The 21,027-nt window shown below is 42.8% G+C and carries 18 protein-coding genes and 1 pseudogene; 3 read left to right on the plus strand and 16 right to left on the minus strand.

Going from position 1 to position 21,027, the window contains the following annotated elements:
* Positions 1 to 247: 247 nt before the first annotated feature.
* The 4 genes from AC1DUD_RS05970 to AC1DUD_RS05985 all read right to left on the minus strand — a co-directional run bounded on the left by AC1DUD_RS05970 (position 248) and on the right by AC1DUD_RS05985 (position 4,248).
* The gene (locus tag AC1DUD_RS05970; protein ID WP_477372584.1) at positions 248 to 1,216 is read right to left on the minus strand and encodes a FecR family protein; all 969 of its coding nucleotides are present in this window, start codon (positions 1,214 to 1,216) and stop codon (positions 248 to 250) included.
* Positions 1,217 to 1,288: 72 nt separating this feature from the next.
* On the minus strand, positions 1,289 to 1,882 hold the full coding sequence (locus AC1DUD_RS05975; RefSeq protein WP_477372586.1) for an RNA polymerase sigma-70 factor: 594 nt from the start codon (positions 1,880 to 1,882) through the stop codon (positions 1,289 to 1,291).
* A 371-nt stretch (positions 1,883 to 2,253) separates the two neighbouring features.
* Positions 2,254 to 3,054: a polysaccharide biosynthesis/export family protein gene (locus AC1DUD_RS05980; protein WP_477372588.1), complete on the minus strand. Its 801-nt coding sequence runs from the start codon at positions 3,052 to 3,054 to the stop codon at positions 2,254 to 2,256.
* A gap of 33 nt (positions 3,055 to 3,087) precedes the next feature.
* Positions 3,088 to 4,248 (minus strand): DUF1972 domain-containing protein, encoded by a 1,161-nt coding sequence (locus AC1DUD_RS05985; RefSeq protein ID WP_477372590.1) that lies wholly within the window; start codon positions 4,246 to 4,248, stop codon positions 3,088 to 3,090.
* Positions 4,249 to 4,618: 370 nt separating this feature from the next.
* Between AC1DUD_RS05985 and AC1DUD_RS05990 the strand changes: the two genes are divergently transcribed.
* Positions 4,619 to 5,284 (plus strand): acyltransferase, encoded by a 666-nt coding sequence (locus tag AC1DUD_RS05990; protein ID WP_477372592.1) that lies wholly within the window; start codon positions 4,619 to 4,621, stop codon positions 5,282 to 5,284.
* Between the two features lie 3 nt (positions 5,285 to 5,287).
* On the opposite strand, the pseudogene AC1DUD_RS05995 reads toward AC1DUD_RS05990, so the two are convergent.
* From AC1DUD_RS05995 to AC1DUD_RS06035, 9 genes and pseudogenes are all read right to left on the minus strand, one after another.
* A pseudogene (locus tag AC1DUD_RS05995) lies at positions 5,288 to 5,497 on the minus strand (DapH/DapD/GlmU-related protein); the annotation flags it as partial.
* Positions 5,498 to 5,912: 415 nt separating this feature from the next.
* Positions 5,913 to 6,629 (minus strand): acyltransferase, encoded by a 717-nt coding sequence (locus AC1DUD_RS06000; RefSeq protein WP_330858678.1) that lies wholly within the window; start codon positions 6,627 to 6,629, stop codon positions 5,913 to 5,915.
* On the minus strand, positions 6,580 to 7,752 hold the full coding sequence (locus AC1DUD_RS06005; protein WP_477372595.1) for a glycosyltransferase family 4 protein: 1,173 nt from the start codon (positions 7,750 to 7,752) through the stop codon (positions 6,580 to 6,582). The genes AC1DUD_RS06000 and AC1DUD_RS06005 overlap by 50 nt, the downstream gene beginning before the upstream one ends.
* A 1-nt stretch (position 7,753) precedes the next feature.
* Positions 7,754 to 9,052: a glycosyltransferase family 4 protein gene (locus AC1DUD_RS06010; RefSeq protein ID WP_477372597.1), complete on the minus strand. Its 1,299-nt coding sequence runs from the start codon at positions 9,050 to 9,052 to the stop codon at positions 7,754 to 7,756.
* 3 nt (positions 9,053 to 9,055) lie between these two features.
* Entirely contained in the window at positions 9,056 to 9,826 is a 771-nt protein-coding gene (locus AC1DUD_RS06015; RefSeq protein WP_477372599.1) for a glycosyltransferase family 2 protein, read from the minus strand.
* A gap of 12 nt (positions 9,827 to 9,838) precedes the next feature.
* Positions 9,839 to 11,113 (minus strand): hypothetical protein, encoded by a 1,275-nt coding sequence (locus AC1DUD_RS06020; protein ID WP_477372601.1) that lies wholly within the window; start codon positions 11,111 to 11,113, stop codon positions 9,839 to 9,841.
* Complete coding sequence (locus AC1DUD_RS06025; protein ID WP_477372603.1) at positions 11,101 to 11,757, minus strand: acyltransferase; 657 nt, start codon at positions 11,755 to 11,757, stop codon at positions 11,101 to 11,103. Before AC1DUD_RS06025 ends, AC1DUD_RS06020 begins: the two co-directional genes overlap by 13 nt.
* 13 nt (positions 11,758 to 11,770) lie before the next feature.
* On the minus strand, positions 11,771 to 13,132 hold the full coding sequence (locus AC1DUD_RS06030; protein WP_477372605.1) for a lipopolysaccharide biosynthesis protein: 1,362 nt from the start codon (positions 13,130 to 13,132) through the stop codon (positions 11,771 to 11,773).
* Positions 13,133 to 13,179: 47 nt separating this feature from the next.
* On the minus strand, positions 13,180 to 15,582 hold the full coding sequence (locus AC1DUD_RS06035; protein WP_477372607.1) for a GumC family protein: 2,403 nt from the start codon (positions 15,580 to 15,582) through the stop codon (positions 13,180 to 13,182).
* A gap of 346 nt (positions 15,583 to 15,928) precedes the next feature.
* On the opposite strand from AC1DUD_RS06035, the gene AC1DUD_RS06040 reads away from it, so the two are divergent.
* The gene (locus tag AC1DUD_RS06040) at positions 15,929 to 16,327 is read left to right on the plus strand and encodes a hypothetical protein (protein WP_477372609.1); all 399 of its coding nucleotides are present in this window, start codon (positions 15,929 to 15,931) and stop codon (positions 16,325 to 16,327) included.
* Positions 16,328 to 16,342: 15 nt separating this feature from the next.
* Here AC1DUD_RS06040 and AC1DUD_RS06045 read toward each other — a convergent pair whose 3' ends face one another.
* Genes AC1DUD_RS06045 through AC1DUD_RS06055 form a run of 3 tightly spaced genes read right to left on the minus strand, consistent with a single transcriptional unit; the run spans position 16,343 to position 20,036 of the window.
* Positions 16,343 to 17,428 (minus strand): hypothetical protein, encoded by a 1,086-nt coding sequence (locus tag AC1DUD_RS06045; protein WP_477372611.1) that lies wholly within the window; start codon positions 17,426 to 17,428, stop codon positions 16,343 to 16,345.
* Between the two features lie 6 nt (positions 17,429 to 17,434).
* Positions 17,435 to 18,286 (minus strand): methyltransferase domain-containing protein, encoded by an 852-nt coding sequence (locus AC1DUD_RS06050; protein ID WP_477372613.1) that lies wholly within the window; start codon positions 18,284 to 18,286, stop codon positions 17,435 to 17,437.
* Entirely contained in the window at positions 18,279 to 20,036 is a 1,758-nt protein-coding gene (locus tag AC1DUD_RS06055) for an FAD-binding protein (protein ID WP_477372615.1), read from the minus strand. The genes AC1DUD_RS06050 and AC1DUD_RS06055 overlap by 8 nt, the downstream gene beginning before the upstream one ends.
* Before the next feature lie 123 nt (positions 20,037 to 20,159).
* Here AC1DUD_RS06055 and AC1DUD_RS06060 point away from each other — a divergent pair, with 123 nt between their 5' ends.
* Positions 20,160 to 20,846 (plus strand): NUDIX hydrolase, encoded by a 687-nt coding sequence (locus tag AC1DUD_RS06060; RefSeq protein ID WP_477372617.1) that lies wholly within the window; start codon positions 20,160 to 20,162, stop codon positions 20,844 to 20,846.
* Positions 20,847 to 21,027 lie beyond the last annotated feature (181 nt).

Here is a 21,027-nt window from a genome sequence, read left to right on the forward strand (position 1 = left end):
ATGACGAATTACTCCATTTGAAAATAGAGATATATTCATAGATTTGAGAAAATTAAAGTGTTTGAAATTCAAGTGTTTCGTTCTGAATTGGACCTCTAAACGCTGCACTTATTAATAACCCGGCATTTTAGTTTAACCCTGTCAAAATCCTTTTTGAGCAGGGTTTTTTAATGTATTTATGTTGTCATAGCTTGTTATTTAGGTTAACTGATAATTAGTATATCTCTTTTATTAATTGGTTTTTATGTTAACAACCCCGCCCTTTTAGCTGGTAAACCGTACCTTTTTGCACAGCTTTTCCCTTTACCAGTTTTGACATGATCTTCATGATATTTTCCAGCGAAACATTGGTAAAATTGGCCGTAATGGAGCATCGCACAAGGTTAACATCGGCCTGTACGGTTACATTGAAGTGGCGGTTAATGGTGTTGAGCACCTCGGTAAGTGCCATGTTTTTAAATACCAGCTCGCCGTCCTTCCAGCTGCTTAGCGCGTTCACATCAACCTGTTTATTTTTGGTGACCGATAAGCCATCTTTATTAAACACCACCTCCTCAGCAGGGGTTAAAAATGTAGTTGTACTTTTAGCCTTGCCGGCGGGTGTAACCACCCCTACCTTGCCGCTCAAAACATCAACCTTAATAAAACGTTCGTTAGCGTAGGCTTTGATATTAAAACTGGTACCTAATACATGTGTGCTCACCTGCCCGGTGTGTACGATGAAGGCTTTGGCTGGGTCATGGGCCACATCCAAAAAAGCTTCACCTTCAAGCTTAATTTCGCGTTTTTCACCGCGGAATGTTTCTGGATAGGTAAGCTTACTACCTGCATTTAACCATATTTTGGTACCATCGGCAAGAGTGAAGTTTACAGTTTGGCCGTTAGCAGCAACCAGTTGTTTATTGGCGATAGGATCTAAACGATCAAGCAGGGCATAACGGTAATAATAGGCCGCTGTTACCGAAATGCATAAACCCGCAATAAGCGAGGCAGCAACCATCCATTTTTTTGATTTACCTGGATTTTTCTTTTCTGCATTATCTAAAGCGGCATTGATCCCGCTGTAAACACTGTCGGCATTAAATTCCACATCGTCCCCGGCTTCGTTTTGTACGCTGCTGAGATCAAGCTCGTCGAAATACTTATTTACAAGCTCTTCCTGCAAATGCCTGTCATTTGCACCGGATTGTTTTTTTCTGAAAGGGAACTTTGCCATGGTTTATAATTGCAGGATGCAATAAACCGGGGTACCCCCCAAAGCAATTGAAAATATTTTTTTGGCGAGGGTTTATTTACCAAACATATGCAGCAATAGCAGCGCCACTACAGATGGCAGGTAGTCTGTTAAACCGGTACGCAAATACCGTAAAGCAATAGTGATCTGGTTTTCGACGGTTTTGATGGAAATGTTTAACCGGGCGGCTATTTCTTTATTGCTGAGATATTCCTTACGGCTCAGGGTAAAGATCTGTCTGCATTTTTCGGGGAGTTGCGCCACGCCATCTTCCAGTAAATGAACAATATCATCCTGGAACAGCTTACTATCAGCCGAATATTTTTCAACCAGTGTTTCAATTACAGCAAGATCTACAGAAGCTTTTTTAGTGCGCAGATAAAATAACACCCTGTGCCTGATGGCTACTTTAAGGTAAGCTTCAAGCGAAGTGATGTTTAATTGATTACGCTTTGTCCACAGGTCGATAAATAATTCCTGCACCAAGTCTTCACAAACATCCTTATCCCTGAAAAGATTATAAGCCGCGTAAAACAACTTCGATGAATATTTATGGTACAGAATTTCAAACGCCTTACGGTCATCAAGCCTTATTTGCTCCAATAGCCGGGCATCAGGCCACATTTGATATTCCTTTTCGTGGACCATAAGTGGGCAGTAAATCGGTTTACTGATTGGTGAGGCATATTTACAAGAAAATTTTTAAATAAAAAAACTTTTAAATGTTCCCTCAGACAAACATTGCTAACCTACCGATATTTTTTGTCAGTTCAGTTATTCAATCACTTCAAACAAAAAACGCCTGGCAGCTATTGCCGGGCGTTGAAAGATTTTAGAAGATGTTTAAAATTGATGAAGGTTGTTTGAGAAGTTTTTATGTAGAGACGCATCACATGCGTCTCCCATAGGACAAGCCGCTTCATAATCATTAACTTCAGGGATTGCATGCGGGAGACGCATGTGATGCGTCTCTACATTTTAAAATAATTAGATTCAAACAGCGTCTTAAGGAATGAGCCCTACTTTATCGTTGTTATAATAAGTGCTGAGTTAAGCAGCAACAATATTGGCTGTATCAAGGTCGAAAAATTCTGCAGTTTTTCATTACGTAGCGATTTCCTGTTTTGCTCAATGTATATAACATCGTTGTTTTGCATCATCATGGCCGGACTGGATAACGAGGCTACATCGCTCAGATCAACCTCCATGATCTGCGGATTAACTATTCCGCCGCGTACAATTTTAACCCGTTTCTCATTCCCTTTATCGGTAATGCCGCCGGCCTCGCCAAGCATATCAATTAAACTGGCATTATCCTTAATCAGCTGATAATTACCCGGTCGCCTGACCTCGCCAAGTACCGTAACTTTAAGGTTAATGATCTTTACATCAATAATGGGATTTTTGATAAGATTTTTGCCGTACAGGTCCTGAATTTTATTGGCCGCTTCCAATCTTGATAAACCATCAACCTTTACCCGGCCAATCACCGGCAGTGCAACGGTACCATCTTCGGCCACTTCATAACTTTGCCCCACAGCAGCAGCACCGCCACCTGATGATGAAGGAGCCGCTCCGGCCCCCGTCGGGATGTCATCAACTATGTATTTAATGTTTTGCAGGTTACGCACCTGCAAAACATCCTGTGGCCTTATTTTATATACCTCTGCATTGCCTGTGAAGCCCGCTATCGGCGAGGTTGCATCCTTCTTTTCAAGGAAAGCCTGATTTTGTTTATAAGAACATGAGCTGAAAAAACTCAGCATCAAAAACGCCACTAAAATCAATTTAAATGGCAGGGGGAAATTACAGTTGATCATTTTTTTATTGGGGGAATAAAATTGGGTTGTTGTTTAAGCGTTCTCCAGAAATAGTGCAACTTCCATTTTTCCTGGTAGTACCGGTTGTGTTTTTACAGCGTCCAGTTTTATACTTTCGAAATGGCTGGCATAAGAGTTCACGATATTTTCGCAGGTATAAACCGTTTTGATCTTATCCGTATTATTGACCAAAAAGTGCTCATATGCCTTATCGTTCTTATTTACAGCCCTTAGATGTTCGGCTACATCCATAGCTGTACTAAAGTAAAAGGCATCGTCACCCAGCACCGCGCGGTTAAATTTATTATCGTGCGAACAAACAAGACCATTTGAAGCCATCGCCTCAAGTAAAGAAGGATTTGTACCGCCAACTGTATGCCCGTGGAAATACAGGTTAGAATAGTAGCGCAGGTTATTAAGCTTACCCATATCATAAACACCACCTACAAACCTTATTTTATTAAGGGGTGCAAATTTCAGTTTCAGATATTCGCCAAAATCATTGGCTGTATTACCAACCACCAGGAATGGCCTGTCCCTATCGGCCCTTACCACGCCGTCAAGTATAGTTTCAATGCTGTTTTCGGGTTCCATCCTTGCTATCAGCATATCATACCCATGAACCTTAATATCATAATCCTCCAGTATTTCCGGGCTTGGGTTTTCAAACACCCCGGCACCGTAGGGGATAAAAGTTGCTTCCTTTTTATACTTATTCGCCAGATAACGCTGTATCTCGGGCGAATCGGCTATGAGGTGATCACTGTGCTTCACGGCAAGTTTTTCGGCAAAGTGCAAAAAGCGCTGTACCGGCTTTGAATATTTAGCCCGTTTCCATTCCAACCCATCCATATTGGTGGTTACTACCGAATTGCGCGGGAAAAGCCATGACCAAACCGAGCTGCTGGTATAGCCTAACTGGAGTATAATATCAAAATTGCTTTTCCGCAGATCCCTGATACAATTAAGATCGTAAAAAAACTGACCTATGGTACCCAGCTTACATTCGGGATCATAACAATGCCGTATCTCAACGCCATTCCATTCCTTTTGCTGGTACGGATGATTATGCGAGTTGTAAACCACAACTTCATAACCCTTTTTTACTAAACCAACCGATAAATATTCGGCACATTGTTCAAAACCACCGTAATGATTTGGGATACCTCTGGTTCCGATAATAGCAATACGCATAAGCCAAAATTTTGATATTATATAAATATTAGTTTTTAATATATTAGTTTTAATAACCGTTTTAAAGTCCGGCTTAAGAACTAACGAATGACTAATATTACGTACAAAAAGGCAATTTTGATGCTTTTTAAAGGTACATGAACGGAATGAACGGGATGAACAGATGTGAACAAAACAAACAGCAATAAAATAATAAATCCATAATAATACTATTATAAAGTTATTATTTAACAGACATTTTATGTATCTTTAGCCCTCTGCAAACCAAAGCTCCGGGGTGCTGATTTTTAACCAGAGGGGCGGGGCGGGAGATTGAGAAATAAGTATGTATATTTAAATAAGTTCACAGCCATTTAACCTTATTTAATAAATGAGCAAAACACTAAAACTGCTTTCGCGTGTCAACCTGAAAACCATTATTTTTAATTTCAAATACTTTCCGTTTAAAACAGCCATAAAGCTGCCGGTTTTAATTTCAAACAACATTTATCTTCACGAAACCAAGGGAAAGATCACCATAAACGGCCCTATCAAAACTGCATTGATACAAATTGGCTACGGTAAAGTAGGGATCTCTGATTTTAAAAGGGCCCGCGGTGTTTGGCAGGTTTTTGGAGAAGTAGTTTTTAACGGCCGCGCCTTCATTATGCACGGCTGTAAAATAAATGTTGGCGAAAACGGTCAGCTCACTTTTGGCGAAAACTTTAACATGAGCACCGAGTGCGCCATAGTAGCCGAAAAGAAAATAACCATTGGCAACAATAGCGGCATTAGCTGGGAAAGCCTGGTAATGGATACTGATTTCCATCATATTTTTGATGAAAACGGGCAGGTTTTTAATCACCCCAAAGAGGTTATTATAGGCGATAATGTTTGGGTGGGCTGCCGCTGTACTATTTTAAAGGGGGCCAACTTACCAAACGGAAGTATCATTGCAGCCGGATCATTAGTTACTAAAAAACTGGTTGGAGAGAAAAGTATTTTTGGCGGTAACCCGATGCGGGTGCTCAAAGAAAATATTACCTGGAAATATTGATCATCAGATAATTGGCAAAATAGCATCGCCCAAATCATAATTCAGCTGTTCGTTCCTTTTAGCTATAGGTTTAGCGGGGATCCCGCCTACTACCGTATATGGTGCAACATCCCGGGTAACTACAGCGCCGGCAGCGACTACCGCTCCTTCGCCAATAGTAACACCCGGTAAAATTATTGCCCGCGAGCAGATCCAGGCATAGTTTCCAATAGTAACCGGGGCACCGGTTTGCGCAAAATTACTATCGTTATAATCATGATGTAAAGTCCAGATCATCACCTCGTTGCTTAGGTTAACATTATCACCGATGGTTAAACCGCAACGGGCATCGAGCAATGCCCCGTGACCAATAACCGAACTATTCCCGATGGTTAAAAGCCGTGGCCGCCTAATTTCAAATCCTCTATAAATACCGGTACGCTGACCCACTTTTGCTTTCAGAATACGCAGACAAAAGATCCGTAGGGTATGAAAAGGCAGGTAACCGATCACACCACAGATCATATAAATAAAAGAACCTTTTAATTTTTCAAACGGCGTTGCCACAACAGCCGGCGCTTCGTCTGTTGATACATGCATTATATTTTGTTCGGTTATATTCATCTTGAATCGAAATTCTTTTATAGTTCTAAGCCACCTTACCTACACTGATCACCTTACGGTTTTTCAAAACTTTTCCCGGCACACCGGCCACTACCGAATCATTATCAACCGACCGGGTTACCACGCTCCCGGCAGCGATCACACAGCCGTTACCTATAGTCACCCCGGCTAAAATGATAGCCCCGGCCCCTATCCAGCAATCGTTTTTGATGATCACCCCATCACGTGATACTCCCTGATCTTTAATATTTAAGTTAAGATCCGAGAAATTATGATTTTCAGAAAACACCTGTACCCCCGGACCAATGATCACATTATCCCCAATTTCGATACCGCCTTGTCCGCCGAGGTAAGCGCCGGCATTGATACCCGTGTTATTACCTATACTTATGCCTTTACCTTTTTGCGATATAATTCCGGTGCCTACCAGGGTACAATTGCGGGCGATGGATACATTATCTTTTACCATTATGCCATCATATGAAAGCGCATTGATGAATACATTATCCTCGATGATCAGGTTTTTACCGGCCGAAAAAAGGTAAGCATGCCTTATTTTAACATTCCGACCTATAAAAAGCAGGCCTTCAACATGTTTTAAAAACAGGCGGGTATATCCGCCCCGCATTATCTGGCCAAACCTGCCCGATAATATTACCCCCATGTCTCTGAAGGTATACTTGCTTTCCCATTTATAATCGGGGTTGCGCTTGAGCTTCCGAATAATTTTCTCTACCAGCATAAGCCTCAGTAATTAAGGTTAATATTTCGTTTGCGGCTTTTGTCCATGAAAATTTTCGTGCCTGGGCAATGCCCTGGTTTACTTTTTCATCGTACAAAACCGGGTTGGTTAAAAGCAATTCAATTTCAAGAGCAATTTCACTTTCATCATCAGGATTGGCATAAAGTGCTGCATTTCCGCAAACTTCGGGCATAGCCGTTCTGTCTGAAACCACCACCGGAACGCCGCATTGCATGGCCTCAAGCGGGGGCAAACCAAAACCCTCTGCGTATGACGGGAAGCAAAAAACCTTGGCCCGCGCATAAAGTAAATGCAGATCGGCCTCCGGTACATGCCCGGTAAAAATGATACATTCCCCAAGCTGTTTTGAGGTTATGTATTCATCAAGTTCAGGATAACTACCGCGTTCTCCGGCTATAACCAGCTTCAGATCAAAATTTCTCAACTGGTTCAACGCCCTAACCAGGCCGGTAAGGTTTTTACGAATATTTATCCTCCCAACATAAAGCAGATAAGTTTTTGGCAGATTGTATTTCGCTTCAAGGGCTGTAATATCATTTTCGTTATAAGCATGAAGCGATTTAAAAGCTTTGTTAATTCCGTGATAAACTACATTGATCCCCAGTGGGGCATTTACACCATGCTTCAGCATACGTTCTTTTTCGCAATTGGATATGGTAATGATCTGATCGGCCTTAGCCGCAAAACGGATCATCTGTTTAAAGTATGATACCTCCGTTTTGGTATAATATTGCGGATAATCAAGAAATAGCACGTCATGTATATAAGCTATTTTTAAAGCTCCGGTTGGCCATGCACTGCCAAAATTCTGAAACAGTACTACTTCAATATTATACAACCAGGTCATTAACGGAACAAGAAACAGGTTTGATAACAAATTGGGGATACCCGGCAAAAAGATGAGTTTTACATGTGTCGGAAAATAGGCCTGGGCCCTGGCCTTGTTTTTACTAACCAGGAAAAGGCATAGTTCAAAACGGTCATCATCGGCGCGAATAATTTCATCTACCAGGTTTTTAACCACCATGTGGCCGCTCGGCGGACCGTCAAAATACCACTTTGCATCTATTCCAACCCGTATTTTCAAGTCCCGGTTACTCATATTATAAAACAATTAAGTTTTCATTTGCTACCAGGTAAGCGGCACTCTRCTCGTGCAACCTCATGGCTTTTGTATAAATATCATCCAGTGTATCCAACCGTTTATCCCACTTAAAAGCGGCGGCATAGGCAATTGTGGTTTGCGCCAGAGCTTTTAACAATTGGGGCTTTACAAGCAACTCGCTCAGGCTTGCAGCTATGCTTTTCACCATTGCCGGGTATTCATCAACCTGTACTTTAATACCACATTTACTGCATATTACATCGCCCATACCATGATGATCAATAGTAAGCGAAGGAACACCGCAGCTCATGGCTTCAAAAACCACGGCAGGGTTATCCTCCGCTATGCTTGTAATGATGTGCAGATGAGATGCTGCCATCATACTCATGGCTTCGGTACGGTTTAGGTGCCCATGCCATATAATTTTATCCTGTAAACCCAATTGGGCGGCGTATTGCTTCAATTTGCCGGTAAGCGGTCCTGTTCCCAGCACGTCAAGCTGCCAGTTTTCATTTTCTACATGAGCCAAAGCATCAAGACATAGCTGGAGGTTTTTCCGCTCAATATGGGTACCGCACCATACCAATTTCACTATATGACTTTCAAACTTTGTTTCGTTCAATGATATTTCGCCGATAATACCCTGTTCAGACAGGTAATAACTATCACGGCCAAACCTGTTTGAGATAGTTTGCTGCCCGGTTTTAGTTGCCGAGATCAGTACATCGGCTTGTTCAAAAGCTTTCTTTATGCGTGCCGAGTAGCCGAGTTGTACCCTGTTAATGATATTTTTAAGCGTGAATTTAACCCGTGTGACCAATGGTTTATTCCGCATTAAGCGTTCATCAATAACCATCATCCCTCCTATTGGCCCCCATACTGTCGGTTTACCCAATTTGTATAAAAAACCAGGTTCGCGGTAGCCTATAGGGCCAAGCTGATGTACCACATCAATATCAACAGTTTCTAATAGTTTTTGAGCAGCCTTGTATGCCTCCTTCTGCCATAAATAATAGGCGAAGTAAAAGAACCAACCCAGGCCCGCTTTATTAAGCAGGTTAATGGTCCGGGCAAAAAAACCAGGCTGTACTTCAATGAAACTTACATTGGTAACTTCATTTTCTGACAAATACCTGCGCATGGTTTGCGTGTCGCCCATATGATCGTCAGACATGCCGTAAAGCACCCATAATTTGTGCCGCGTAGAAAGGTTCATGACCGTATTCCAGGCCGCGCCATATTCTGAACCTTTACTGGGCGATATTGCATAAGCCGATATAAGTATATTTTTATTCATGTGCTATGCTTGTAAAGTCATTGGTTTCCTGAACGGATCTTTATAGAAAAAACGCCAGCGTAACCGGTTCAGATAATTAAACAGGTACGATAACAGATAATCAAACCCGCGAAGGTGCCTGCGCATTACCTTTAGCTCTTCACGGTGCATTTTAGCTGTATCGTTACTCACGCCATCGGTACGCATGTAGGCAATTACTTTGTTGATATATTTTATGCTGTACCCAAATCTTTTAATCCGTAAAAACATATCAAAGTCCATTGCTATACTTAGCCCGATATCATAGTTCCCCACGTTGAGATACACACTCCTCCGTACAAAACAGCTTGGATGCATAATGTACATCCCGAAATTAAGCCAGCCAACCTTGCTCTTTTTGTCACGCTCGGTGCCATTGCCGCCTATGAGCCTGATATTACCGCAGCACACAAAATCATCCTTTGATATATTGAGCATCATATTCTCCACGGCATCCTCAGCGTACCAGTCGTCGGCATTGATCATGCCTATCCACTCGCCACCGGCCATCGAGATCCCCTTGTTAAATCCATCGCCAATGCCCTTATCAGTCTCACTTATAAAGCGGTGTATCCGGCTGCGATATTTTTCGATGATCTGCAGCGTACCATCCGTGGAACCACCATCAACAATGATATATTCTAAGTTCCTGTAAGTTTGATTGATAACGCTTTGTATGGTACCTTCAATGGTATTTACAGCGTTATAAACAACCGTGATGATGGTTACTTTTTGCGGTTTGTAAATTTGCTCCATATCCTATCTTTATTAAATATTTAAACCTGCCAATTGAAATTCTGCAACCTGCTGCCTGATCTTTAATTTGTGCATCAGCACATGTACGTTCAGGTAGCTGTAACCAAGTAATACCATAACTATGCTCATTTCCATATTAAAAAAGGCAGTTACGATATAATTGGTAAGCAGCAAACTCAGTACGCAACCAATAATAAAGGCCGAAAAAATGCGAATGACTGGCTTGCCCTGCACATCGGCATATGAGCGCCATTTGGTTACGATTAGGCCGAAAAAAATGCTCAGATAAACCAATACGCCAACAGCTCCCGTTTTTACCAGGATATAAAGCCAACCATTATGCAAAACCGGGATATATTGAAAATCGGCGTCCTCGCCAAGGTGTACGAATGTTTTTAAATCGATAAGCTTGCCCAGGCCACCAAATACCCAATCGCGCAAGCCACCGTCTAGATAGCCTTTAAAAGCCATGAATGATTCATAGCCACGGTAACGAAGATTGATATCCTGTTCGGTATTGAAATTACCCACGCTCACCTCATTAAATGAGCCCATGATCTTGTTTAGGAATGTACTGTCCGAACTTAAACTTACTGTAATAAAAGGGACCACGATAACAAACAGCCCCAACAAAAATATCACCGGGAAGATCCATACCCGCTTTATCTTGTCGGCAATTAGCAGTAGCACGAAACACAGGGTAATAATAAGATAGGTACGCGAAGCAAACATGTAAATACCGAAGCCATTGATACCTAAAAACAGCCTGAACAAATTGCGGTTAAACAGCCTGACATCAAACTTCCAGGTAAACAATAAACAGGCAAATGCTATCGGTGGCGCAGGCGTGCCCACAATACCAATAGCGTAATGGGCCGAATATGGATCGGTTAAAGCCCCTACCCCCATGTATGATATAGAAATACCTGTAACAAGGATAGAAACCAGCACACCGGCTATCACAACCGTTTTCAGAAACAATTCAACATCAATGCGCCTTGCCAGCATAATACCTGCAAGCGTGAATAATATCGGTATCGAGAAATAATAAAAATCTTTAAAGATTAAGTAAGTGCTGTTTTGATAACCGGCAATTAAGCCCAGCATGGCAGGTATAAATAAAACAGCAAATACCCCGGCCATTTTGATAGCTGCAAACTGGTGTTTTACAGGGGGCAAAATAATAAGCACAGCCAGCCCAAGCACAGGCGCCTGCATGTGGAAGAACGATGCCAGCACCATCACCAAAAATAAAAGGGCGTATACAGTTTGATTTACCTGCTGCATGTTTCCAACTCCATTTTATAAGTATCACGTATATAAACCGCGGGGTTCCCGGCCCAGATCTGCTCGTCGGGGATACTCTGAAAAACTACCGAACCTGCCCCTACTATTGAGTTTTTACCAATGGTTACCCCCTTGAGAATAGTAGTATGACCGCCTATAAAAGCCCCGTCTTTAATGATTACCGGCTTAGTTCGCAATCCATCCAGGCGTTCGGGAATGTCATTAYGGGCTTCGGCGTACAGTGAATGAAAATCGGTATCATAGATCACTGTATTGATACCTATTTTTACATGGTTGCCTATCTTAATTTTATCATGGCAAATGAAGGCTACCGACGTGCAACCTACATGGTCGCCAATACTTAGCTCACCGCCGGCTGCAACCACAAAATAGCATTGCTGCTGCCGGCCACCCATGGCATGATATTTACCGCTGTTAAACCAGAATTTTTTGCCGATGCTGAACTTCCCTTTCAAGTTAACATCAAGGATAGGGATGCCATAACCGGTGAAATCTTTATGATAGCTAACGTTGTTCAACCAGAATTTAAACGTAGTTACCACATGCGAATAGCTTCGGGCCGACTTAAAGTAGATCACCCTTAACGCCCTGTAAAATTTCCTGATGATATAACCTGGTGTCATGTTACTGATCTCCTTATTTGTTAAATACCCCGGTTGCCGTACGGTTAATAATGCGGTTGGTCTGGCTTGAGAAAACAATACCCATCACCACAAAAATGATGGCATTTGCAAGCGGAATGCCTGCCACACCGATGAGCTTGCCCAAAAAGATAGATAGCGGAATATTAATTACTGATGTAGCTATCCCCAGGTACAGCTGTAGTTTTATTTTACCTATGCCATTGAGGAACTGCACGTGGATAGCCTGCCATATCAGCGTTATGATATAAATACACATGGCTATAGAAAGGCTCAGCGGCACCGAAATGCTTTTACCTACCCACACGTCATACAACCAGGGCGACAGCGCTGTGAGCGCCACTGTACACAAACTGAGGCCAAGCCAAAGCTTGTTTATTTTAGTAAGCGCATTTTTGATCCACTCGTACTCGTTTTTAGTATAGGCCTCTGTGAATGCGCTCCAGAAAGGAGTTATCACCACTACAAAAAACATCAGCACTACCGAAAACAATTTGTAGGCGATATTGAATGTAGTAACCTCCTTAGGGCCAAACAGCTGTGTTATAACAATATTATCCGACTCGTACATCACCAGGGCGCAGATCTGGATGATAAAAAACGTACTCCCAACGCCAAGCATTTGCTTCGCGCTTTTTAAATTTACTACGCTGATGGCGGGTGCCAGTAACCTGTAATCGCCTTTAAATATTAGCATACTTCCCCCAAGCATTACTAACAAAGGCACACCCGCCATCACCATCACCAGCCAGGTTAATGAACCCGGCACCAATTTCATCAATATTAATATGGCCAGCAGCGAAAGCACCTGACCAACAAGATTTAGCTGTGCTGTTTTAGCCGGCTCCTGGTTGGCAGCCAGCACGGTATTAATGAGCTGTACCACAAACTGAAAGCAAAAGAAGCCGAAGATGATGAGTACAATTTTATTCAGATAGCCGCTGCCGTCATCAGGTACATTTAAAATGCTTGTCCATTTGATATAAGGATTAACAAAGTAGAAAACCGCGAACATGAGCAGCCCGATAACACTCATAATGGCGTAAGTTGAGCTGATGTAAACCCGGCCCTTTTCGGGCTCGTTAAGGGCTATGGCCTGCGCCAGTTTATTCTTGAGGCCATTACCCAGGCCCATATCAAACAAGGCAGCCCAGGTTATCAGCGAGCTTAAGGTAAGCCAGATACCATACTGGGTAGGGTTCACGTACCTGATGGTAAGCGGGATCATGACCAGCGTAATAACTACGCTGCCCCCTTTCAACACTATTGAGCGGAAAATATTCTTCCGCGCCCTTACCGAGCGTTCGTGTCCTTTGTTAAAAAAACGGCTAATACCAACTGTTAATACCTGCAACATAAAATGGGGTTTAGGGGGATTTAAAGCAGATTAAGAAGAATCTTATTTTACCAAACGTTCATTTTTATTTTCCGGAGCCAGTCAGCTACCTTACTGCTGCTATCTTCATCAGGCGATCCGTAGCCGTAACTGCCATAGCCGTGTCCGTAGCCTGTAATGGTATTGGTACGCATTTCAATATCATTCACTATCAGGTACATGTGCTTGGCTTTTTTGGTGCGATGCAGATCATTTACAATACCCAGCTGTGTTTTGAGCGTATAATTTTGCCGCACCACGTAAAAAGTAATATCAACAAACTCTTCAATGATGAGTGCGTCAGATACCAGGCCTACCGGCGCAGTATCGATGATCACGTAATCAAACTTTTTCTTCAGGTCATTGATTAGGGTTTTAAGCCTGTCGTCCATCAGCAGTTCGGCAGGATTAGGCGGCACCGGGCCTGATGATATGTAGAAAAAATTGGGATTACTTTCAAATGGCTTAACAAGACAGTCGACGCAGCCTTCGGGCGATATTACATAGTTTGTGAAGCCATAATCATCCTTCATACCGCCTATGTTTTTGAGCAGTTTAGGCTTACGCAGATCAAGCTCAAGCAATACCACTTTTTTGCCTGTAAGCGCTATAGAATTGCCCAGATTAAGCGAAATGAATGATTTACCCTCACCGCTCATACTTGAGGTAAACATGATCACATTCGATCCTTTTTTATTATCGGTAACGTACTTTAAACTGGTACGCAGCGCCCTGATCTCTTCGGCCACCGTTGAGCGGGCGTCGTTATAAACCAATGATTTTGAACGCTTATCGCCGCGGCTTATCTCGCCAAATAAAGGCACGCTGGTATGTTTATCGATATCGGCCTTAGTGTTGATGCGGGTGTTCAGCAACTCTTTAACACTCAGCCCAGCTGCCGGGATACAGATCCCGGCAATTGCGCCAATAAGATACAACAGTGATTTTTTAGGTGCGAAAGGCTTTTCGTCGGCATCGGCGTCATCTAAAATACGGCAGCTGGAAAGTGTTGCTGTTTGCGATATAGCCGTTTCCTCACGTTTTTGCAGCAAGAACAGGTATAGGTCCTGTTTAAGGCTTTGCTCACGTGCATAATCCAAATAGATGCGCTCTTTTACCGGTGCGTTTGTAATTTTATCTTCAATGGTGGCGTTTTGTTTTTTAAATGCCGATTGTGATACCTGCAAACTGTTGCGGTAATTGCTGAGACTGGTTACCAACGCCAGGCGGGCCAGTTCAATTTGCTGATCAAGATTTTTGATGATCACGCTGTTATCGGTAAGCGTCATCCTCAGTTGTTCCTTGCGCAGCAGCATTTCATTATAGCCGTTTATAGCGGTGCCGAAAGCCATATCCTTGGTAATTAAAGAACTTGGCACTACCTGCGGGTTACCGGCATCGTTTACATATTTATAAAGATCATTAGCTATGGCAAGCTGAACTTCGTTATCGTTCAGCTTACTCTGATAGGAGTTTGCACCTTCTATCAGTGCTTTTGACTGCGCGTTGATATCCGAGATCTTGTTTTTTACTTTGTACTGCTCCAGGTTCTTTTCAACCTTGCCCAGTTCGGCACCAACAACTACCAGGCGTTTATCAATAAACTTCATGGTACTATCGGCAATCCGGATCTTGTTGGCCAGGTTATTTTGCAGATAAACGTCCATCAGCTTTTGGAGTATCACACGCCCGCGTTCCGGGTTATTGTAGCTCAGGTTTAGGTCAATAACAGTGGCCTGCTTGTCATCCAAACCAACGCCCAGGTTTTCATCCAGCTCTTTTTCAATTTGTTTAGGGGTTTGGATCCTGATCTTGTATTCACCTTCGGGTTTAAAGTATTGCGTTTTGAGGAAGGTTAAGTTATACTGGCGTAAGCTTACCGGTTTATCAAAAGTACCGGTAATACCCTCCGACTCTTTATCATTTACCAACCTGAATGTACTGCTGTTCAGCACCTCTAAAGTATAATTAGCCAATACCAACTTATCGGTTTTGTAGCCTATATTAACCTTAAAGGGGCTGTCGTCAAACACCTCGGCTTTGCGGAAGCCGTTATTATCATAAATGTGGATATTAAGATCGAGCAGGTAAACCACCCTTTTAATCAGGCTGCGCGATTTAAGTACCTTAACTTCATTATCGGCATTGCTCTTGATATCGAACAATGAAGCCAGATCAGAATTTACACCGTTGGTAAGGGCCTTGGTAGGCGAGTTTTTTTCGTCCTCAACAATAATTTTGCTGGAGATATTCCATTTGCTTGGCTCGTACTGGATGTATATAAAAGTAGCAACAACGCATACTACTATACCAAGGCAGAAAAGGTACCAGTAATTAAGGCAGATGGCGACGAGGCTTCGGACATCGCCGGGGGCTTCCTCCTTTTTGTAAACAAAATCGAGCTTGTCAGCTAAAAGGTCCAATTTATCCATATCAACATTTTATTAAAATGCCAATAATCATGATAAAGCTATCTTTCCATAAGTAGAAATAATAAGCAGCTCAATGATCAGGGCAAAATTTATGTGCTACTAATTTGACCGAAAGTTAACTCACAAAAGCCGTTTTATACAGATAATGAACGGTTATGAACAAAGTGAACGATGAATCGATAATGAACGAAATGAATGATTGAAGTGTGAGATTAGAGGTTTGTGGTTAGAGATCAGGCTGTATATCTCATCATATAAAGATATTATTATAAAAATAAAATATTACCTAAACCTTAATAACAGGTTACCTTTTCTATGTCGGGGTATAAATAATAAAATATAAGCCATGACTAAAATCGTAATGGGTGAGAGAAAATGGATATTAGTTGTAATACTGCTGATATTATCAGGCGTTGCCATTTACAACCTATATAACTATGAAGACAGACGATCAGAGCATGCTGTATCATTCAAGAATTGCACTGTAAAATATTACTATCTTACCAAAGAGGCAGGAACGGATGAGTACGTAAACCGTGTGGCAGAAAACAGGTTGGCACATTGCCTGTGTAAAAGCTATGAGCAAAAGAAAGACACAGCCATTGCCCGGAAGATCATGGAAATTTACCACCAAAACACAAGTGATATTTTCTTCAACACTTCACATCTAAAAAACTACAACAAACTTGATTCGGTAATAAAACAAAGGGAAATGGTATTTGACACACTGGTTTTGTTAGATTGAGAAGTATCATCAATCTCAATAATCATAAATATGCTCAACGATAATATGCTGAGCCTGCAATTGCCTTAACAAACTGCTCAAATTACCAACTGTAGTAACCAATGCTATTCTGTTGATGCCTGGTGTGGTTATAATGGGTTGGGTAAATAACAGCTTAAAATCATCGCTGCTATTTAGCGATTTACCGGTTAGCATTGTAAGCATAATGGCGCCTTTATTACCCGTAATCTCTTCGAAATTAAAACCTGATGAGGCCAGCCTTGATGCCTCGGTATTGAACCGCGCATAACGGGGTAAATCGGCCATGAGCATACCGTTTGCCAGTTTTACCGCTCCCGGTAAAGCAGCTCCCTCTGGTATCTTATTAAAAACAACTTTAGTGTTCAATAGAGCTGTACCATAAGCAGATTGCGTACCTAAACCAATAAGCCAGCCGTAACCGCTTTTTATCAGGAGTTCGGTAGTGAGGTAATATCGGCGCTCAAGCTTACGCAATATATGCGGCCCCGCAAGCCCTGTTCCAGTCCATAACGTTTTAAGCTGATGATTAAAATCATATTGATACCAGGGCAGGTCTTCAATGAACTTAACATAGCTTTGTTCATAAGCAGCGTTAAATTTATCCTCATCGGTCATGTCGGCTCCGGGCGAAGTATCAGTTACGCTTCCCACAATAGTTTCATAAAACGATTTGATGCTATACTCAACGGTTGTGCTGCCTGCAATAACCATGATCATAACATGATAACCTGTGTTAAACGGGTAATTGCCTTTTATTTGATCGTAAACCACACCATAGCTTCCCCACATCTGATCAACATGCTTCATATACGGAAAAGTGGTGGAGGTATGCGTTTTAAAATAAGCCGCTTGCTCTGCCGGACTAAAAACCAGGAACCACTCGGGGAAAGTGAGAAATGTTTGATCTGGCGGTCGCACATCTTTTTGCGGCGTAAGCGGATGAGCATTGCCGGCAAGCCAGGCCTTATCCACCAGCAGCCCCTTCCCGGCGGGAATGGTTGATGGCTTCCTGTTTTTGATATTGAACACAATAACAGCAAGTGCTACCGAAATAAGGGTTAAGATCCTGAGCCTGCGCATGTGGGTTTATTTTGTAAATAGCATTAAAGTATTATCTGACGGGTCTTTGTCCTGGAGGATCCGTTTACCGGCATCCTTAAACCCGGCTTTTGATATTATGGTTGCCCATTCATCGACCGACTTAAAGTTCTTGAAATCCTTTTTTTCAAAGTCGAGGGTTTCATTAAGCCCCACGTTAAAAACAGTATGCACCAGCGAAACAAACGTCGCCATCTCTGCCGACTTAACATCATGATCCCTGATAATAAACGAACCTCCCGGTCTCAGGATACGGTATATCGACGCTACAAAACCATCAAGCCTGGCTACAGGGCAATGGTGCAAGCCTATGTAACAGGTTACAACATCCACGCTATTTTCGGCAATTGCGCTTATAGGTTCATATCCATTAATATCTATAAATGTACCCAGCTTACCCAATTGTCCCCGCTCCATAATATCTCCCGGCGAATTGGTTGGGGCGAGATCATTAATGAGGTAAACAGGACCGGTAACTTTTATTTCTTTTCTTAACTGGCTGATATACCGGCCTGTTGAGCCTATCTCCAAATAACCGTCAATCTGTTTCCTCTCACCAAGCAGGCCGAGCGTTTGCCGGGCTATTTCCTTTTTCTGCTTTTTAAGGGCGGGCAAAGCGTAGGTAAGCTCCGAAAGGAAGGGCTTTATAGTTGAAAGCTTGCCCTGTACAGCCTTGTATATCTCCTCATCGGTATTGTTTACTGCTGTTTCCTGCCTAATAAGCTGGTGAAATTTATCCTCGGGATATAAATGAAATATCACTTGTAAAAAGCGGTAAAAATCGTCGCTCCATTTGGTATCGTTAAACACGGCTTTAAATGCCGATGCGGTATTAGCCATTGTTTTGCATTTTTAAAGGTTTGTAATAGGTATCCCATAACGTATTCCTGAACCTGTTTTGCGGGTCGAGCTTAGCTTTCAGGTCGAATAGTTTTTGAGCATTAGGGTATGCTTTATGAAATTGGCTGGCGGTTGGGTGCACCTGGTAAGGCAGGTAATAAGCCCCGTTAACGGCTATTACAGCTTCGGCCAATTCACGCGTCCATACGGCTACGGCATGTTTCGAGGCCTCGTCAGTATGTTGTTTATAGTATACTACAAAAGCAAAAACCTCCTCACGCGCCCAGGCCATATAAGTACCCGGATCGGCTTTGGCATGCCTGATGGAAACGTTAAGCACGTTCACATTAAAGCGGATAAAGATTTCGGCCATGGCAGCTTCAAATTCTTCAAAGCGCTGCACGGGTACAAAATACTCCAATAGCACATAAGTACTATCGGTACGTGAACGGGGTTCCAGTTCGGCTACATCGTAACCCGCTTCGTAATTACGCCAATGGATTTTTTTACCACGGAACAGCAAGGGATCAATAATGAACTCGCGCCGCCATTTGCCCAGCGGCGTTTCCGTAAACGACCATAAAAAATACCGCTCAAGCGGGTATGATTCTTTAAGCGGCATCAGCCTGGTCTTAACCGTAGGTTTCTCATCCGTTTCCAGCCAGGTAACCGAACGCAATCTTTTGTACTTAGGCGGATAGATATCGCCATTGTGAAATACAGCTTTTGGATTTTCCCTGATGTTTTTGAAGAAATAGGTTTTATAATCTTCAACCCGCATTTTTTTATCGATCCTTTTTATAGCGAGGTTATCGGCCAGCTCAAGCTGGGCTTGCGCAATAATTCCTATGGCGTTGTATCCCCCTATCGCCCCAAAAAACACATCTTTGTTTTCGGTAAGAGAAGCATGTACCAGCGAGCCATCGGCCAAAACAACATCAATAGATCGTACCGAAAGCACAACTGGTCCCATACCCATATAGCGCCCATGTGCATTTACGCTTAACGCACCGCCCACAGTAAAATTGGCATAGGTTTGCATGATCTTAACACTCAGATCGTCGGCATCAATATGCTGCTGAATATCACACCAGCGCATGCCTGCTTCAACTGTTATCAGCTTTTGTTCTGTTGAATAATCAAGCACCCGGTTCATGCCGCGCATATCAATATGTACACTTTGCGCGCTCGCGGTTTGTCCGCCCATACTAAAGCGGCCTCCCCCTATGGAGATAGTCCCCTTGGTGTCCTTTACCATCTGGCACAACTCCTCAACTGATTTGGGCCGTAATATTTTTGAAACCAATATGGGGTTGAGGCGCGTAACATCATCAATAATGCGCTCTTCAGTTTTTAAGTGTGGAATTTCCCGGCCATTATCGTTCTTAAGATAGTCGGCAGCTACGCCCGGCACCGTGCCATAATAATTACCTTCAGGGCTCCCCTTTCTGAAGCCGAGCAAATAAATAAGCCACAGCGGACCAAAAACAGGTACAAGAACAGCCAGCAACCAATATCCTGAACGCCCCCTGTCATGCAGGCGCTTGGTTGAGGTTGCTATGATGATCCAAAATAAAAGCGGATAAAGCACAAAGGTTGCCCCTGCACCAATGCCAAACAGCAGGGCATTATATAATATATAAAACGTGCACCAGTAAAATATGGCGGCGGTCCAGTAAACACCGCGTGATATCCGTCCGTTAAAAGTGAAAAGCAGGTAGCTAACAGGTAACTTTTGTTTTAAACGCATTGATCTGGTTAAGGTAAAAGGTACGGGCAGCGCTATATTTTGCCCTACCAATAAGCTAATATAACACGTTGGTTTTAAAAACAAGTATTTGGGCTGGGGAATGTTAATCCATACCTTTGTATTATGCCAGTCACCCAAAATATAAAGGTTGCCGTTGATGCGGTAGTATTTGGATATACCTCGAAGGAGGGCCTGTCCGTACTACTCATCAAACGCAATATCGAACCTTTTAAAAACAGCTGGGCATTGCCGGGTGGTTTAGTGGCTGATTATGAATCGTTAGAGGAAGCTATTCAGCGCGAGTTACGGGAGGAAACCGGCGTTAACATTACTTACCTGGAACAATTATACAGCTTCGGCCAGCCGGGGCGCGATCCACGAAACCGGGTGATCTCCATAACATATTACGGCCTTGTACGGCCGGATGCCTTTGTTGTTAAAGCCGCTACCGACGCCAGTGATGTAAACTGGTTTAATATCAAAAAGCTTCCCGCCCTCGCGTTTGATCATACTACCATTATCAGCGTGGCACGCGAGCGCCTGAAAAGCAAAATGCTTTATCAGCCCGTAGGCTTTGAGCTGCTTGAAGAAAAGTTCCCCTTCTCCGAGCTCGAGAAACTCTACCTCTCAGTACTCGACCGCCCTATCGACCGCCGTAACTTTAAAAAGAAGATCACCAAATACGGCTTCCTGGAAGAAACCACCGAAAAACAAGCCCTCGAAGGCGCCGGTCGCCCGGGTAACCTTTTCCGTTTCAATGAAGAAAAGTATTACCAGCTGCAAAAAGAGGGTATTAGTTTCGAGATATAATAAGCCAACTCCATTTTCACATTCTTTTATTTTTTGTCATTCTGAGCGATAGCGAAGAATCCTCTTCAAGTTACAGAGCCGCTATACAGGGCGAAGAAGATGCTTCGTGCCTCAGCATGACAAGTTAAAAATGGGTGTCATGCTGAGCTTATCGAAGCATGGTGAGCGGGGCCTCTGCGCG

The sequence above is a fragment of the Mucilaginibacter sp. P4_A11 genome (assembly GCF_056402535.1).